This is a genomic window from Caldithrix sp. (genome assembly GCF_056497305.1).
In genome coordinates, this window is sequence record NZ_JBSMDE010000003.1 from 1 (window position 1) to 18,382 (window position 18,382).

At 46.3% G+C, this 18,382-nt stretch carries 11 protein-coding genes; 8 read left to right on the forward strand and 3 right to left on the reverse strand.

Features of this window, described 5'->3' with window-relative positions; all coding sequences use genetic code 11:
* Positions 1–490: 490 nt before the first annotated feature.
* Together thyX and pyk are read left to right on the forward strand one after the other, a co-directional pair.
* On the forward strand, positions 491–1,426 hold the full coding sequence (thyX, locus tag ACWB0I_RS00060) for an FAD-dependent thymidylate synthase (RefSeq protein WP_479386019.1): 936 nt from the start codon (positions 491–493) through the stop codon (positions 1,424–1,426).
* Between the two features lie 136 nt (positions 1,427–1,562).
* On the forward strand, positions 1,563–2,987 hold the full coding sequence (pyk, locus tag ACWB0I_RS00065) for a pyruvate kinase (protein ID WP_479385978.1): 1,425 nt from the start codon (positions 1,563–1,565) through the stop codon (positions 2,985–2,987).
* A 28-nt stretch (positions 2,988–3,015) separates the two neighbouring features.
* Here pyk and ACWB0I_RS00070 read toward each other — a convergent pair whose 3' ends face one another.
* Genes ACWB0I_RS00070 through ACWB0I_RS00080 form a run of 3 tightly spaced genes read right to left on the reverse strand, consistent with a single transcriptional unit; the run spans position 3,016 to position 7,210 of the window.
* Positions 3,016–3,864 carry a hypothetical protein gene (locus ACWB0I_RS00070; protein WP_479385979.1) on the reverse strand — a complete coding sequence of 283 codons (849 nt, stop codon included), beginning with the start codon at positions 3,862–3,864 and terminating at the stop codon, positions 3,016–3,018.
* 6 nt (positions 3,865–3,870) lie between these two features.
* The gene (locus tag ACWB0I_RS00075) at positions 3,871–4,350 is read right to left on the reverse strand and encodes a hypothetical protein (protein ID WP_479385980.1); all 480 of its coding nucleotides are present in this window, start codon (positions 4,348–4,350) and stop codon (positions 3,871–3,873) included.
* Between the two features lie 13 nt (positions 4,351–4,363).
* Entirely contained in the window at positions 4,364–7,210 is a 2,847-nt protein-coding gene (locus tag ACWB0I_RS00080) for a M16 family metallopeptidase (protein WP_479385981.1), read from the reverse strand.
* 218 nt (positions 7,211–7,428) lie between these two features.
* Between ACWB0I_RS00080 and ACWB0I_RS00085 the strand changes: the two genes are divergently transcribed.
* The 6 genes from ACWB0I_RS00085 (at position 7,429) to ACWB0I_RS00110 (ending at position 18,373) form a co-directional block, all read left to right on the forward strand.
* Positions 7,429–9,507: a S9 family peptidase gene (locus ACWB0I_RS00085; protein WP_479385982.1), complete on the forward strand. Its 2,079-nt coding sequence runs from the start codon at positions 7,429–7,431 to the stop codon at positions 9,505–9,507.
* Between the two features lie 140 nt (positions 9,508–9,647).
* Entirely contained in the window at positions 9,648–10,253 is a 606-nt protein-coding gene (locus ACWB0I_RS00090) for a hypothetical protein (RefSeq protein ID WP_479385983.1), read from the forward strand.
* 1 nt (position 10,254) lies between these two features.
* A complete protein-coding gene (locus tag ACWB0I_RS00095) occupies positions 10,255–12,669 on the forward strand; it encodes a helicase C-terminal domain-containing protein (protein WP_479385984.1) in 2,415 nt (804 codons plus the stop codon).
* 122 nt (positions 12,670–12,791) lie between these two features.
* Positions 12,792–14,054, forward strand: coding sequence for a GTPase HflX (gene hflX, locus ACWB0I_RS00100; RefSeq protein WP_479386020.1), 1,263 nt, complete (start codon positions 12,792–12,794; stop codon positions 14,052–14,054).
* A 4-nt stretch (positions 14,055–14,058) separates the two neighbouring features.
* A complete protein-coding gene (locus tag ACWB0I_RS00105; RefSeq protein WP_479385985.1) occupies positions 14,059–15,615 on the forward strand; it encodes a ligand-binding sensor domain-containing protein in 1,557 nt (518 codons plus the stop codon).
* 910 nt (positions 15,616–16,525) lie between these two features.
* A complete protein-coding gene (locus ACWB0I_RS00110; RefSeq protein WP_479385986.1) occupies positions 16,526–18,373 on the forward strand; it encodes a glycoside hydrolase family 13 protein in 1,848 nt (615 codons plus the stop codon).
* Positions 18,374–18,382: the final 9 nt, after the last annotated feature.

The following is an 18,382-nucleotide window of genomic DNA, read 5'->3' on the forward strand; positions in this document are numbered from 1 at the left end:
AAAGATGTAATGCATTAGCGTGCGAAGATTTTCATGCAGTGTGAAGAAGCAAAACTGTTGAATTGTTGAATTGTTGATTTGTTGAATGGTTTGATGTTCCATCCCAGAGAATCGGGATTTCCACTTCGTTCCAACCGGCTGTAGCTGCCAGACAATTAATAAAATTTCCCACACCTGCTTTCCCCCTCTCCCAGATTTTTATTTTGGGACAGAGGGATCGAGGGGGTGAGGGCAATTATTGTTTAATTTAAAACATTCATTGTGCCCTTTGTGAGTCCTCTGTGCTCTCTGTGGTTGCTTAAATCCCTGCGAAAATGTTTTTAGTGGTGGCTGTATTGGCTTGGATTTACTGCTTTAAAAAAATTCGTATGATTTTATTTATGTTAATTTTTTCTAATGGAATGCGCACTTATGAACAATAAGAGGGCCCTGAAAAAATTTGAGTCTTTTCGGCTTGATCAATAAATTGAACAAAAAACGGAAGGAACATATTGTGGAGCAAAAATTTGAAAACATTGAACGGCCGCGCGTTGAGGCCATGGAAGAAATTTTAGGTCAGCCTTTTAAAGTACTGGACGATGGTTTTGTGCGCGTTGTGGATTACATGGGCAGCGACGCTTCGATTGTACAGGCTGCGCGCGTTTCTTACGGCAAAGGCACCAAAAAACGGCATCAGGATCGGGGACTCATCCGCTATTTAATGCGTCATCAGCACACCACGCCATTTGAGATGTGCGAAATAAAGCTGCATGTCCGGGTTCCTATGGATACCTGGCGTCAATGGATCCGACACAGAACGGCCAATGTCAATGAATATTCTACGCGCTACTCCATTGCCATTGACGCCGCTTACCAAACGGCCCCTGAAAATTGGCGCCTGCAGGCCATTGTTAATCGCCAGGGAAGCGAGGGCTTTCTGGATGCGGAAAGAGGAAAAGAATTAAGCCAAAAAGAGAGAGAACTGCACGAGCTGAGTCGTAAAATCTATGAAGAACGTTTGCAATTGGGCGTGGCCCGCGAGCAGGCCAGAAAAGATTTACCGCTTTGCACCTACACCGAAGCCTATTGGAAAATCGATTTACATAATTTACTGCACTTTTTACATTTACGCATGGATGAACACGCCCAATATGAAATCCGCCAATACGCCCGCACTATTGGCGAGCAAATTGTGCAACGCTGGGTCCCTTTAACCTGGGAAGCCTTTCTGGATTATGTGGTACAGGCCACCACGTTTTCAAATCTGGAAAAACAGATCTTAAAAGCCCTGTTCAACAACAACAAAGAAGAAGCGCTTTTTCTGGCTAAAGAATTTGGCTGGCTTGTTTACAAAAACGGCCAGCTGACCGGACACATAGAGCGACTGGAATTTGAAGAAAAACTTAAAGAACTGGGCGTTGTTCCTCCCTGGTCAGAAACGATTTAAATAGTAATAGGCACCCGTTTTGTGTGACCATCTGACACTGGTAGTCCTTTTTTAAATTTACAACTTAATTTACCATCTTTTTTGACGAACTTAGAGTTTGGTCAAATGTCTTGTTACATTAAAGTTAGAAGAAGCCATGAAAGATTTTTTTGATCACAAGGCAAAAATTATCTGTACCATTGGCCCGGCCAGTGAAGACGAAGAGATGCTGAAAAACCTGATTTTAGCGGGCATGGACATTGCCCGCCTGAATTTTTCACACGGCACGCACCGGGAACACGGGCAAAAGATTTCCCGCCTGCGTAAAATCTCGGCCCAATTAGGAAAACCCATCGCCATTCTACAGGACCTGCAGGGGCCCAAAATTCGCATCGGGCGCTTCAAAAAGGCGCCTGTTCACCTCAAGCCTGGCCAGGAGTTCATCATTACCACCAAACAAATCTTTGGCGACGAGCAGCAGGTGAGCACCACTTACAAACACTTGCCCAAGGATGTGCAGGTGGGCGATGTCATTCTGGTCAACGACGGTCTGATTAAGCTAAAAGTCAAGTCAAAAAATGAAAGCGATGTGCTTTGCGAGGTGGTAAATGGCGGAAGCCTCTATGATCGGCGGGGTATTAACCTACCCGGCGTCAAAATTTCCGAGCCGTCTTTAACCGAAAAAGACAAAAAGGATGTGTTGTTTGGTCTGGAACAGGGCGTTGATTACGTGGCTCTTTCCTTTGTGCGCGACGCCCAGAGTATTTACGACCTGCGGGCTTTTATGGCAGAAAAGGCCGTTCCCATCATTGCCAAATTGGAAAAGCCCGAGGCCCTGGACAACCTTGATGCCATCATTGAAGCCGCGGATGGCGTTATGGTCGCTCGTGGCGACCTTGGCGTGGAAATTTCATCCGAAAAAGTCCCATCGGTTCAAAAAACGATTATTGAAAAATGCCTGCTTAAAAACAAACCGGTCATTACCGCCACTCAAATGCTGGACTCCATGATGGTGCATCCCATCCCCACGCGTGCGGAAGCGACCGATGTGGCCAATGCTATCTTTGATGGCAGCGACGCGGTGATGCTCTCCGGAGAAACGGCTTTTGGAGATTACCCCCTTGAATCGGTACGCACCATGAAAGCTATTATTCAGGAAAGTGAAAAACACAAACAATTTTTCAGGATTAATCCTGATGAGCGCCTTGAAAACGTTCTACACGATTTTTCCACTTCAATCTGCCATTCAGCTTATCATAGCGCAAATGAGATTAATGCCAGATACATTGTTGTTCTAACACGCAGCGGCTACACCGCGTTAAAGATGTCCAATTTTCGACCCGATGCCCCCATTTTGGCCTTAACCAGCAATCAACACACCTTTCGCAAGATGAGTCTCTATTGGGGCGTTATCCCCGTTTTCGTCGAAAAAGAGATTTTTATGTCGGAAAACCTAAACGAACTCGAACAGGTGCTTAAAAAGGATCGTTGGATTGAACGCGGAGATAAATTGGTGATTGTAGCCGGGTCCAGTCGCCAGCAAGGCGGAACCAATCTGTTACGGCTGCACGAGACGCATTGAAACCCCATTCCGCAAGCAAGATCATCGTTCAATATTTCAGATTTAACAAAAAAATGGCCAGGCTTCCGCTGAGAAGAGCCAGGAGGCCGGCCGTATTTAATTTTTCGCGCCAGAGTAAATAGGAAGCCAGGGCTGTAAGCAGGATGATGCCAATGTTTACCGTAGGATAAACCACAACCGCCGGCAAGCTATTGAGCGCTCCTAACAAAAAGAAGGTGCTGAACATGTTGGGCAGGCCCAAAAATAAGCCCAGAGAAAAAGCGACTTTGTCAAAAGGCAGACCTCGCAACACAATGATCAACAAGGTGTAGAAAAATGCACTGGAGAAGATGGCCAGCAGAAAGAGCGGCTTTTCGCCCATTCCCCGCCAGGCCTGGAAAATTTTGAGACTGAAATCATTTAAACCAATACCCAGCCACAGGGCAAAAAGGTAAAGCAGATCCAGCCAGTGAATTTTTTGCTTTTTCCCGTTTTGAAGAGAAAAATAAAACAGACCAAGGGTTAAAAGGACAAAAACAAAACCAATGATTTGTAGCCGGCCTGGCGCTTCGTTAAATAGCACAACAGAAAGCACAACGGGAATTGCTACCGATAAGCGCGCGCTGACCGTGGCCAGGGCAGCCCCGGCCGCAGCTACCGCTTTTACAAAGGCAAAAAAGGCCAGAACAAACATCACTCCAAGTAGCAGGCCCATAAAAAGGGTCGGCCAACTAAACACAGGGGTAGCCTGCTGCTTCCAGAACAAAAATGAAATAAGCGCGGCCATCAGGTAGTTGCCCATCAATAAATAGAGTTCGGAAGCCTTTAACGTGTGGTTCCATTTTAAGATAAGGGCGATGCTGGTAGAACACAGAATGGTCATCACCAGATGAATCATTATCGATTAATCCAGCAAGCGGTTGTAGGTCTGCAACAAATCCATGGACCCAACGGTTGGTACGGACAACCAGATGAGCGCTTTTTGATGTACAAACACAAAGTGGGTTTGCCCCATGCCAAAACAACGGTACACCTGTTTGTCGCCCATCTGAAGCACACTTCCCTGCACAAAAACCGAATTTTTGGGTGAAATTTTTTGCACCATTCGCTGCCAGTCCTTAAGAGCGTCCGCATCTTGTTCATAAAAAGTCAGGTACAGAATGAGTTGTTGCTGCTGATTGCGGTAAAACGCAATGACATTGTTCTGAGGTGCAACCTTTTTGAAATGCAAACGATTAATGTACGTCCGGGCCTCTTCCCCTTGTAGCATTTTGACGCGCTTGAAATCGGCAATAGCATCGGGAACAAATCTGGTTTTCTCCTGCTGACAGGCCAACAGGAGAAAACCAACTAACAAAAACAGACCGATCTGTTTCATCTTCATCGTTGTTGCCCGATCAATTTTGATTTTCCGGGTACAAAACAGCTCTTAAATAGCGCTTTTTGTTAAATAATTTTTGAGCCATCTTTTGCACATCCTGCGCAGTAATGGAACGGTAAATGTCATCCATCTTCAACACATGATCCAGAGCAATTTGATGGAAGAGAGCGTACTCCAGTCTTGATTTCCAGAAGTTATTCTGTTTTAGGCCTTCTTCGTAATCTTTTAAGTACATTTCGCGAACTTTTTCCAGGTTTTTAGCTTGCGGCCCAAATTGTACCAGGCTGTCAATTTGCGTAAAAACGGCTTCAGTCAACTCGTCAACGCGTTGCGGGTCGCAGGTAAAACTGATTATTACTTCGTACCGTTGTCTGGGGATGTGATAGTACCGGCCACGGACGCCAATGCTGTAGGTACCGCTTTTTTGCTCACGGATATGCTCCCGCAATTTTATTTCAAGAATATCATTGACGAACTGGGCTACACGAACGTTTTCAAAAGACCAGTCAAAAGGACCGTTAAACACAATCGTGTTAATGCTTTTGGGATCAACTCCCCTGTGCAGGCTCTTTTCCACCACCTGTTGAGGCGGGCTGTAATCCTGGAATCCCCACTTCTCATGTTCTTCGTGTCCGGCCAGTCCGCCGATGTAGGTTTCGATCAGGGGCTTTATTTTTTGCGGCTCAAAAGAGCCCACCAGAATAAAGGTAAAGTCACCCGGATTAGCGAATCGTTGTCGGTAAAAACGCTGTGCTGAAGCCAGTTTGATCCTGGAGAGCATGGATTCTGTTAACGGTAAATACCGGGGATGATGTTGCGTTAGCCAGACTGTGAGCGAATCGTGGTAAATGTTTTCGGGATTTAAACGCACGGTTTTAAGCCAGCTTTTTTGGCGCGTCAAAAAGGATTGGTAGGCAACACTGTCAAAGCGGGGTTGTGTAAAATTCAAATAAACCATTTGCAACAGACTTTCAAAATCTTTGGTAGAAGCCAGGCCGCTCAATGCCTCGGTGTCTTTGGAAATGGCCGCCTGAAATCTAACCACTTTCCCCGACAGGTATTTCTTTAATTCGATCCGGTTAAATTTCCCCAATCCGGATTGGGCTCTGATCGAAGAGCTAAAGCGGGCCGAAAGGTAAATACTATCCGGAGACAGAGAATACCCACCAAAACTGATGGCGCTCAGCAGAATTTCATCGTTTTTAAAAGTTGTGGGCTTTAATAGAATTCTGGCTCCATTACTTAAACGCCATTCCTGCACGCCAATTTCAGGATATTCCCGGCTCGCAATCACCTTACCCGGTTGGATGGGGTGATCGATCAGCTTTTTTTGCACCAGTTGCTCTTCATAAGGTTTGACCGGCATGGAATCGACGGCCTTTAAAATCGCCCGCAGGGTGTCTTCTGTGGGGAAGTACAGTCCTTCTTTTAACGGACCGGAAACGGCAATGACGCGATCCGGATTTTGCAGCAGTTCCCTGGTCATTGAATTGACTTCGTTGAGCGTAATGCCGGGCAAAATGTGCTTAACGATTTTAAATTCATTTTCAATGCCCGGAACCGGTTCCTGGTACAAAACGTGGCGCGTGTACTCGCTGATCAACTTCGGCGACTCCTGTTTGTTGCGTTCGTGATACACTTTTTGCAGATAACTTAAAAGGCTTTTCTTCTGGCGTTCCAGTTCCGCAGAGATGAAGCCATGGAGCCGGGCCCGTTTGGTTTCGATCAGCAACGTTTTGTAACCGGCCAGAATATCTTCCGGTCGGGCGGCACAACTAATGGAGAATAATTGCCTGGTTTGAACCAACCGCCCCATGTAACTATTTGCAAAATTAAACGGCGGATTGGGTTTATTGGTGTATTCCTGCAATCGTTCGCCCAGCATGCGGGCAATAATGTTTTGAATGATCCCTTTACGATAATCGAGAACGATTTTCTCCGTATCCGGTTTACTCTTGTAGTCGATTTCCACCTGAGCTATGGGTAATTCAGGATCCTGAGCCAGGCTAAAAAAGGTCTGGTTCTGTTCCGGCACAGGGAAATATTTTCGCTCAGGTGCGTGCGGAGGGTTGGGAATGGAAGCAAAGTGGCGGATGGTCAATTCTTTTAAAACATTGGGATCATAATCTCCCACTACTACAACGGCCATTAACTGCGGGCGATACCATTTTTTGTAAAACTGAATGGGCACCTGGTAATCAAATGTTTCCAGAATTTCCTTTTTACCAATAGGCAAACGTTCAGCGTAACGTGAATCTTTAAAAATTACCGGCAAGATTTTGTCGCGCACACGTTGAAAAGCGCCCCGTCCCCGGCGCCATTCCTCGATTACCACGCCCCGTTCTTTGTCAATCTCCTGTGGATCGTAACTCACGTTATGGGCCCAATCTTCCAGAATCTGAAAGGCCTTCTCCACCAGCGGCAGCGAATCGGTAGGTACTTCCAGCATGTAGACCGTTTCATCAAAGCTGGTGTAGGCATTAAGATCAGCACCAAAGCGCATACCAATAGATTCCAGAAAATCGACAAGCTGTTGTTTCTCAAAGTGTTTGGTACCGTTAAAGGCCATGTGCTCGCAAAAATGAGCAATGCCCTGCTCGTCATCGTTTTCTACAACCGAGCCCACTTTTACGATCAAGCGTAAAAAAAGACGCTTTTCCGGTCTGGCGTTCTGTTTGATCAAATAGGTAAATCCATTAGCTAAGCGTCCTTTGATGATGGTGCTATCGAAGGGCAACGGACTTTGTAAAGAGATGCTTGGCTCAGCGCTTTCCCGGTTGTTGACCTGTTTTGTTTGCTTCATTGTGCTGCAACCAGCTAATACAAAAAACACCAATGCGCTTAAAAGAAAACGTTTTTTCATGATGAAACCCTTTAGTTTTTATGTTCTGAAATAGTTTACAAAACAATAAAAATTAAAGTCAAACCAAAATGGACATTTTATTTTTTATTAACCTTCTAAAATTAAACGGAAACGATTTACCACATTCTGTCTGGATCGACACGGGTTTTTCAGAGAAAATTGTTGCGACAGACAGGAAAATCTTCTAACTTGAAATCCGTAATTAAATGGAGGATTCCATGCCCAAAATTGTACCAATCATTTTATTTTTTATGGCAGCTGCCCTGGCCCAAAAAGCGCCTTTTAGTATCGAGGCCCTGTACAAAATAAAAAGCGTTTCACAACCGCAAATTTCACCGGATGGTCAAAAAATTGTCTTTGTTGTAACTTCCTACAAACTTAAAAAAGGCCAGTCCAATTCAGAGCTTTATCTGATGGATGCCGACGGCCGTAATCAGAAACGACTGACCTTTAACCCTGCTGCAGATTACAGCCCACACTGGTCGGATGACGGCAAGGAAATTCTCTTCATCTCAACGCGGCAACATGGGCCTCAGGCCTGGGTTCTATCTGTGGATGGCGGAGAACCCCGCCGGTTGACCAATTTTGCCATGGGCGTGCAACAGGTGCAATGGCTGAACAAAAAGGCCATCTTATTCAGCAGCAGCGTCTTCCCGGAATGTGGCGCCGATTCCCAATGCAATAAACGCATTGCTGACAACTTAAAAAACGGGCCCCTGCAGGCCCACATGGCCGATGCCCTGCTTTATCGCCACTGGACGTTTTACAAGGATGGCAAACGAAATCATCTGATCGTTTTTAATCTTAAAACGCATCAATACAAAGACATTACTCCGTTTGATCATGATTATCCGCCTTTGTGGGGTACTTTTGATGTTTCCGCAGATGGGCGTTTTGTTTGTGTGGAAAGTAAACTGGTTAATGATGAGGCCAGTTCCACCAACCATGATTTAATTTTAATCGATTTGCAGCATCCAGAACGACCTAAAAATTTGACCAAAAATAATCCGGCCTATGACGGGCAGCCGGTATTTTCGTCGGATGGACGTTACATTGCTTTCCAGATGCAAAAGGTTCCTGGTTACGAATCCGATTTGAAACGTTTGGCGCTCTACGATCTAAAAACCAATTCCATTACGGTTTTAAGCCAGGGGATTGATAACTGGACCGATACCTATCGCTGGTCTTCCGATGGCAGGTACGTCTATTTTCGTGTGCATGAACAGGGCCACTTTCCGCTTTACCGGGTTAGCCTCTCTTCTGGAACGACGCAAAAGATCGCCGATTTGAAAACCATTAACAGTTACGTCATCGATCCGCGGGGCCAATGGATCGTTGCCAGCCGTTCAGGCATTACCAGTCCATCGGAGTTGGTACGCGTTAAAATCAAAGGCCGGGCGCAGCGAAAAAAAGAAGAGCGACTCACCTTTTTAAACAAAACCATTGAGGATTCGGTAGATATCCGTCCGGCCATGGAGCTCTGGATTCCGAGCCCAACGGGCAAAAAAATTCACACATTTGTCATTACGCCCCATGACTTTGATCCAAATAAACGCTATCCCTTAATTTTAAATGTGCATGGCGGTCCGCAATACCAGTGGGCAGATGCCTTTCGCGGCGATTGGCAGGTGTACCCCGGCTCCGGTTACATTGTGGCTTTTCCCAATCCCCATGGTTCAACCGGATATGGCCAGGCCTTTACCGAGGCCATTTCGCGTGATTGGGAAGGCAAGGTTTACACCGACATCATGGCCGTTACCGACTCTCTGGCTCATCTATCTTTTGTCGATTCAACGCGTATGGGCGCCATGGGCTGGTCCTGGGGCGGCTACATGATGATGTGGCTGGAAGGACACACCACACGTTTCAAGGCTCTGGCTGCCATGATGGGCGTTTATGATCTGCCGGCCATGTACGGAGCAACCGAAGAGCTGTGGTTTCCTGAATGGGATCTGGGAGGAACGCCCTGGAGCAATCCGCAATATTACTACAAGGCGTCGCCACACAACTACGTTAAGCACTTTAAAACGCCCTGTCTGGTGATTACCGGAGAAAAAGACTACCGCGTTCCCTACACGCAAAGTCTGGAATTTTTTACCGCTTTGCAAAAGATGAAGGTGCCTTCCAGATTGATCGTATTTAAGAATGACGGGCACTGGCCTAACTATGTTAAGTCCATGCCTTTTTACTACAATGCCCATCTGGACTGGTTTCATAAGTTTTTGGGAGGGGAACCTGCGCCTTACGACATGGTTAAAATGTTGCGCAATGAAGCCTTTTCGCAAGAAAAACAATAATTTTTCTGGAGCAAGCGCTCAATCTGAACAAAATTTTCGAACAGCTTTTTCTTTTAAAAAGGATGTTGAAAAGCTGATTGACCCAAATGTGAAGATTAATTAAGTTCAAAAAAACTTAAAGACAAAATAAAGAAAACAAGATGAAGTACAGTCAATTTAACCGTAATGTGCTGGCCAGCGCGTTTAATTTTTACGCCCGGGCCTTAACTTACCCGTACGACGAAATGACTCACGAGCTGCAACATTTGTTCCGCATCATGGAAAACAACATCGAAAACCCATTTGACAATACGGTAGCCTCTCGGGTTCTGGACATCATCAACCACTACCAGGGCGAGGAGATGAAGGCCCTGCAAGCGGAGTACACGCGTCTTTTTACGCCGCGTAAAGAACAAGCGCCGCTCATCTCTTTACAACTGGAAAACTGGACGGATGAACACGATTTAAGCGAACTGGAAGAACGGTTGTTTGACGCGGGCGTTTCTCAATACAGCGGCGAACATCCGGATTTTGTAACGCACGTGCTGGAATATTTTGCCTCTATTCTGGACTACGAAGAAGAGGAATGGATTCTGGATTTCTACCAGAAGTTCCTGAAAAGGCCCATTCCTCAACTGTGTGCGACCATTTACAGGACTTCCACGCTCAATTTTTATAAAGAGATTGCCAAGGGCCTGCACGACCTGATTCAGCTGATGGACGAAGCGCTTCAGGCGCCGGATATTGATTCCATTGATTTAGAATAACATGGCTATTCGCGTAGAACATAACGACATCTTTCTGGCCGTTCGGGATCTGGTTCATGTTCCGCCAGATCAAACCATCATCTCTTCTTTTCCACTCCCTCAACGGGGCGCGCTGGGGCAAAAAGCGCACAAACGCGTTCAACAAACCAAACAAAAACATTTTGGGCTGTTTCACCGCGAATTTTCGGTTAATCGCACTTACACTTACCGCGACTTCAACTTTCACATTCAGGGACGCATTGACGGCGTTTACCGTTTACCTGAACGCATGGAAGTTGAAGAGATTAAATCGGTCATTTTGCGCCCGGCGGAATTTAAGCGCTTAAAGATCGAACAATATCCCCATTTTAGCGAACAACTGCTTTTTTACGCCTATCTCCTGCAGGATGAATTTGAAGGCATCGAGGTTCGTACCTTTCTGATTCTGGTTAATCTGATAAACGATCAGCAGCGCACCTTTCCTGTTGCCTACAATCGATTGTCCGTTGAGCGTCTTTTACTACAACGTCTGGAAGCCATCTATCAGCGCATACTGGAAGAGCGGCAACAATTGGCCCAACGGCAGGCGATCATTCAAACGATTGGTTTTGACCTGCCGGAAAAGCGAGCCCAGCAGCAGCAAATGATGGAACAGGTCAGAGATGCCCTGGAAACCGGGCAACATCTGATGGTTTCGGCGCCGACCGGTACGGGAAAAACCGCCGCCGCCCTTTACCCGGCCATCCGCTTTGCCTACCTGAACAACAAAAAGGTTTTTTTTACAACCTCAAAAACCACCCAGCAACGCATTGCCGTGGAAACCATTTTGCCTTTGATTGCCCAGGGTCTGCCTCTCAAAGCCATGGTCATCAGCGCTTCAGAAAAAATGTGCCTAAACGACGTCCATTTTTGTCACGAGGCCTTTTGCCCCTACATTAAAGATTACCAGAAACGCTTATTAAACAGCAACCTGCTGCCCCATCTGTTGCAAAACGATTTCATTGATCCGGCCTTAATTTCAGCCGAGGCCGCTACCCAGCAGCTTTGCCCCTTTGAAGTCAGCATGGACCTGCTACCGCACATTGACTTATTGATCGGAGATTACAATTACGTGTTCGATCCGGCGGCCCAATTGCGTCGTCTTTTTCTAAACAAAGATTTTGCCGATTGGATTCTGATTGTTGATGAAGCCCACAATCTGTACGACCGCGGGATCAACTACCTGTCGCCGCAAATTGAACGTCGCAAAATAGCGGAACTGCTCTCTTTTACGCAGCAGCAGAAAACCAAAGTTTTCCGGCAGTTGAGTGAAGCGCTTAAGGCCATTCAGAACCTGTTGGATCGGCTGCACGAGGAAGGTCAACTGAACCATGAACACCAGCAATATTTTTTGACCCAATTAAATCTGGAACAATGGAACGACGCCTTTCATCAGTTCGAAACCGCTTTCATTCGCTATCTGATTTACAAAATCCGCACCAAAAAAATCATTATTGATGATCCTCTGGAACTGTTTTACTACCAGTTGCGTCGCTTTGTACGCATCGCGCGCATTGAAGATCGAGCCTTTGTAACCTATTTTGACGCGCAGGAGCAGGGGATTTTGCACATCCAATGTTGCGATCCGGCCCATTACCTGGGCGAAATCATCGAGCGTTTTCACAGCGTTATTGCCATGTCTGCCACTCTTGACCCTATGGAGTTTTTTCGCACCCTGTTAGGCTTTTCTGCAGAGCGTACGCGTTTTCTACAATTAGATTCGCCCTTTCCCCTGGAAAACCGAAAACTGATTGTGATTCCCGGGATTTCCACGCGGTACAAAGATCGGGCGGCCAATGCTCCCAAAATCGCTGACATCATCCAGAGAGCGATCTCTGTTAAGCCAGGAAATTACCTGGTCTTTTTCCCCAGTTTCGACTTTTTGCAATTGGTGAACGTTTTTCTAAACAATGTGTCCGGAGAAAAAATTCTCCAGAAACCGGGCATGAACAGCGTTGAACGCGAAGCTGTTCTGAAAAAATTAAAAGAGGAAGCAACGCCCCATTTGCTTTTGGGAGTGATGGGCGGTATTTTTAGCGAAGGCGTGGATTTTAGCGGGCAAATGGCCATCGGTGTAATTGTGATCAGCCCGGCTTTGCCCCAGATTAGCTTTGAACGGGAACTGTTACGTCGTTACTACGAAGAAACTTACCACATGGGTGAGGAGTACGCTTACATTTATCCGGGCATGAACAAGGTTATTCAGGCCGTGGGGCGGCTGATTCGCTCGGCAAGCGACCGTGGGGTGGTGCTGTTGATCGGCGACCGTTTTGCGGACGAACGATTTAATGTGCTGCTGCCCGAATACTGGTTCCAGAAAAACGACGATATTGAAATAACAAGCGACTTTGAGCAGGCGTTAAGAAGGTTCTGGCAAAAAATCGAAGGTAAGAAATAGAGTGGGGGCTGGGAACCAATTCAGTTTGAAAAAATTTAATGATTTGGTACTCGAGAAATCTCTTGCATTTTTGAGTAAATTAATTAAAATAGGTGTAATCAAAAGGAGGACTGTCAAAAATAATCCGAACAGATCAGCAGCCTGAACGCTGTGTATTGGTAGGCATGGTTCAGCGGGGAGAGCCCCGCTGGGAAGTAGAAGATCATCTGGCCGAGCTGGCCGCCCTGGCGCAAACCTCCGGGGCCCAAATTGTTCAAACCTTCATTCAGGAACGTCCTGCTCCTGATCCCGCCTTTTTTATTGGCAAGGGTAAAATCGAAGAAATTGCGGAGTTTATTTTTCTAAACGATATCGATTTATTGATTTTTGACGATGAACTGACGCCCGCCCAGGTGCGCAATATTGAGAACATCACCAAAGTAAAAGTGATTGACCGCACGGCATTGATTTTAGACATTTTTGCTTTGCATGCCCGGACCAACATAGCCAAGGTGCAGGTGGAGCTGGCCCAGTTAAACTACTACCTGCCCCGCCTGACGCGCCAATGGCAGCACCTTTCACGGCAGGTGGGCGGCATTGGCACCAAAGGGCCTGGCGAAACGCAGCTGGAAACAGACCGTCGCTTAGTGCGTCAGCGCATTTCGCATTTAAAAGAGCGGTTGGAAAAAATTGCCCATCAAAACAAAGTGCAACGGCAGCAGCGCCAGGAGATGTTCCGCGCCGCTCTGATCGGTTACACCAATGCCGGCAAATCGACGCTCATGAATGCCCTGACCGATGCCCATGTGCTCATTGAAGATCAGCTTTTTGCCACTCTTGATACTACGGTCAGGCGCTGGAAGCTGAACCCCAACACCACCATTCTCCTGAGCGACACGGTGGGATTTATTCGCAAACTTCCGCACCACTTAGTAGCCAGTTTTCACACCACCCTGTCCGAGGCCGTTGAAGCGGATTTGCTGCTGCATGTGGTTGATGTAACTCATCCCCATTTTGAAACACATGTTCAAACCGTAAATCAAATTCTGGATGAATTAGACCTGGCTCACAAAAGGCGCTTGCTGATCTTCAATAAAGTCGATCGCCTGAAAAACCACAACCTTCTGGATCAATTGCGTTTGTTGCATCCGGAGGCCTTGTTCATTTCTGCGGCCCGACACATTGGTCTGCAGCGCCTGCGACAACGTCTTTTGCAATGCATTGAAGAACAATACGAGGTACAACGCATTCGACTCAATTATCAGCGGGGGGCAGCCGAGCATCTCATCTACCCTCTGGCTAAAATTCTGGAAAAATCGTCGGACGATCAATATCTGTACCTGACTATTAAATATGACAAAGCCAATAAGGCCAAGATTAATCAAATCGCAGCAAAGTATCGGTGAAAACATGAAAACAGTGATTCTCATTTTCTTTTATCTGCTGGCGCTGGGAGCCGTCTCTGAAGCGCAGGTCGTGCAAACCATGTATTTCGATCGCTTTACGCATTACGATATTGATGACTGGATTACCTATGGACCGGGAACAGATATTACGGCCGTTGAGATTGGTGAAGATTATGTGTACTTTGGCACGCGTTTCGGTGGCATTTTACGCTATCATCTCTATGAGGACTACTGGGACTACCCTTTCACCACCAGTTCCGGATTGCGAAGCAACGCTATCCTAAAACTGAGCTACGACGAAAACAATCGTAAACTCTACGCTCAAACGCCGCGGGGTATTGATGTTTTTGACTTCGGTTTCAATTACTGGCAACCCTATGAAGGGAAGATGCCGCCCCACAGACAACCATTAAATGTGGAAGTCACGGAATTTAAAAAGAACCGCAAATCGTATCTGTTTCCGCCTTATTACCGGCCTTCGTTCCGCGAACTACCTGATTTTTTTTCAGGCAGAAGATATCTGTTCCGCCCACCGGATGAAATCATCGATCCCTTCAATCGTATTTTTCACATCAAATCTCAGATGGTAGCCGATAAATTCAATCGGCTGTGGATCGCCACTGATGGCCTGGGTCCGGCAATGGCCAACCTGACAGACAACACTCTGCAGATCATTCCGCAATCGCTGCCCAATATTTACGCCCATGATCTGTTTTTTGATGGCCCAGACATCTGGATCGGCGGGGAAAGCAATGGCTATCAACCTTCCGGCATTTGCCTGTGGAAGGGGGATCCAGAATCCTGGGAATATTTTGAAGCGGGCTTGGTGCCCGGTATTTACGACGATGACGTTCACGCGCTCACCGGTAAAGGACGTTACATCTTTTTTGGCTCGCAGCAGGGCCTGGTGCGTTATGATAAAAAGAAGAAACGCTGGGAAACCTTTACACGGCGTAACCGTTTGCTTTCTGAAAAGATCAATGATTTGCTCATTTTTAAAAACACGCTATTTATTGCCAGCGACCGCGGCTTCAACTGGATGGATGTAGGTTACGACGTCATTAATCGCACCAAAAACAGAAAGCTGAACAACATCCGCGTGAACCGCCTGGCCGCCACGGATTCTTCGCTGTTATTAGCCACGCCTTACGGCATTTACCAGTATTTTCCGGATCTGGACTCGCTTACCCTTTTAAAAACGGGTTCTTCTGTGATGGACGTGCAGATTGGGGCCATCGGGGTTTATCATGACTCCCTATGGTTTGCCGGTCAAAACGGCGTAGCCTTTTTCGATCCTCTTACAAAGCAGTGGCATTCTTTTACGCAAATTCGTTTTAAATTTTACGATATTGCTTTTACCAGGGGGCATGTCTGGTTTGCCACGTCTGAAGGCCTGTTGAAATACGTCATTGATCAAAACTACTGGTATTTGTACACCACACGCGATGGGCTGGCCCACAATACCGTTTTCCGCATTGACGTAGATGACGTGGATTTGTGGCTTAGCACGCCGGCAGGCATCACCATTTTTCGCTGGTATAGCCCGGGACGTATTGAATAAATTCTTGATTTTAACGAAATCGTATGTAAGGCCGCAGAGCCGCAACCAAAACATTTCCGCGGGGATTTAATAACCACAGAGAGCCCCCGTCTGGCAAGCGCAGCCGGACAGGCCCGTCTGGCAAGGCGCAGCCTGACAGGTCTGGCCACCGGTTGGAGCGAAGCGGAAATCCCGATCTTCGGGGACAAGCAGAGAAGTCACGAAGGGCCCATAGATTTTTAGTTCACGCAGATGGCGCAGATTATCGCAGGTTAAAATTACAAATGAATATTTGAGGCTTACGCTTTTTCTGGCCGCTGATTAACACGAATTGAACACGGAAAAGTGTAAACCGTAGAAACGGTTTCCTATTTCGTCCTTACAGGACGATCCATGTTTTTTGTGCTTTTGCTTTACCCACCGCTGACGCGGTGGGCTATGATTATTTCGTCCCTACGGGACGTTTTAATGGTTTAGCCTAAATGCTTTAGCGGCGCATACCTTTTGCGCGAGAAGTTTAGAAAGAATATTTTTAAGAAACTTTTTTGAACCGATAACAAAGCGCAAATACCGGTCTTCTGACCACGCAAGTGTCTCCTCTTGAAGTAATTCAAAAAATAAAGAGTCTCGCTACAAATTCTCCTTAGCGACCTGTTGGGATTTGTTGTGGTCTATTAATGGTAGCCTCTCCGCTTCCCTATTAATAACCTCAAAAATGGGAACTAAAAAATTGTTCTTCATTTGTGATTGATTTTAAATCCAGACTTTATTTTGTTAAAACTTTGGTGCTTACATTTGAATTCATGAATGTAAAAATCAGACCTAAAAGTGAATTTTTTGTTAAGAAAATGCTAAAAAAAATTTTCATTTCTGGAAATTAGTAACTATATTCTGTATTACTAATTTGTACCAGGTAATTTGGAATGGATGGATGACCGGAGTTCCACAGGCCAAGCATTGGTTTTTGCTCTTAGCAATCTTGTTTGTCGCCGGCTGTAAAGTCAACTATTCTACTATAGAAGAGCCGCAACCTTCCTGGATTGCTGATGCCGTTTTCTACCAGGTCTTCCCCGAACGATTTCGCAATGGCGATCCCTATAACGATCCTGACAAAAAATCGCTTTTTGGTAGTTATCCGCACGACACCACCTCGGAATGGCATTTAAGTCCCTGGACAGCAGATTGGTACAAATTACAGCCCTGGGAAGCTAAAAATAGTCGGGGCCTGGCTTACAACTTACAACGCAGACGCTACGGAGGAGATATTCAGGGAATTATTGAAAAACTGGATTATTTAAAAGACCTGGGCATCAATGCCATCTATTTGAATCCTATCTTTGAGTCGCCTTCTTTGCACAAATATGATGCCGCCACTTATCTTCACATTGACGACAATTTTGGTCCTGATCCCGCCCGGGATCGACAGATCATCCAGAAAGAAAATCCTTCAGACCCACTTACCTGGCAATGGACCACAGCCGACAGCCTGTTTCTCAAGCTGATTAAAGACGCCCATCAGAGGCAAATGAAAATTATTATTGACGGGGTATTTAATCATGTCGGGCAAACCTTCTGGGCTTTTGAAGATGTAAAAAAGAATGGCCCACAATCCCCGTTTAAAGACTGGTTTTATGTTTTACAATGGGACGATCCTTCTACTCCGGAAAATGAGTTTCGTTACAAAGGGTGGAATGGCGTACCCGAGTTACCAGAGTTGAAAGAGGATGACCACGGCCTCATTGATCCCATCCGAACACACATCCTGGCTGTTGTTGAACGCTGGATGGACCCCAACAACGATGGGGACCCTTCAGATGGCATTGATGGCTGGCGGCTGGATGTGGCCGAAATGGTAGATCACGATTTCTGGAAAATATTCCGACTGAAAGTTAAATCCATCAATCCGGAGGCCTACATTACTGGCGAAATTTTCTGGGAAGATTGGCAAAACGATCGGTTGATGAATCCATCGCCATGGTTACAGGGCGATGAATTTGATGGGGTGATGAATTATCAATGGGCAGCCCTGGTCACACAATACTTCATTGACCGGCAAAAAAAGATTACAGCCACGCAATTTGCCAAACGTCTGGAAGAACTGGACGAACGTTACAGCCCGCGTTTTCGATTTCAATTATTAAATTTAATGGATAGCCATGACACCGACCGGCTGGCTTCAAACATTGTTAATCCTGATCTGTTTTACGACAAAAACGTTTCTCCATACGACAACCCGCAGTACCAGATCAGAAAGCCCAATGCGGATGAGCGTAAAGTACAGCGTTTGATCGCTCTGTTTCAATTCACCTACCCCGGGCCGCCCATGATTTATTATGGAACGGAAAGCGGCATGTGGGGCGGAGACGATCCGGATTGCCGCAAGCCCATGGTCTGGAGCGATATGGTTTACGATCCGGAAACGGTTACGGTGGATCAACAGCCAAGGCCGGCCGACTCGGTCTATTTTGATTACGATCTGTTTCATTACTACAAAGCTTTAATCCACATAAGAAAAAAGGAAATTGCCCTGCGCAGAGGCGAAATGAAAATGGTTTATGTTGATGACCACAAGGATGTGTTAGCCTTTTCCAGAAGTTTAGGTGAGGATCGGCTATTAATCGTCATCAACAACCACAATCGGCCTCAAATGGTGACGCTTAAGTCAATAGGCGGGCAGAAATGGCGCGATGTGTTAAGCGGAGAAAAAATTCCCGTGCAGGACCACCGTCTTGAGCTTCGTTTAGCGGGCAAACAGGGTACTATTTTAAAAAGAATGTAAATATCAAGA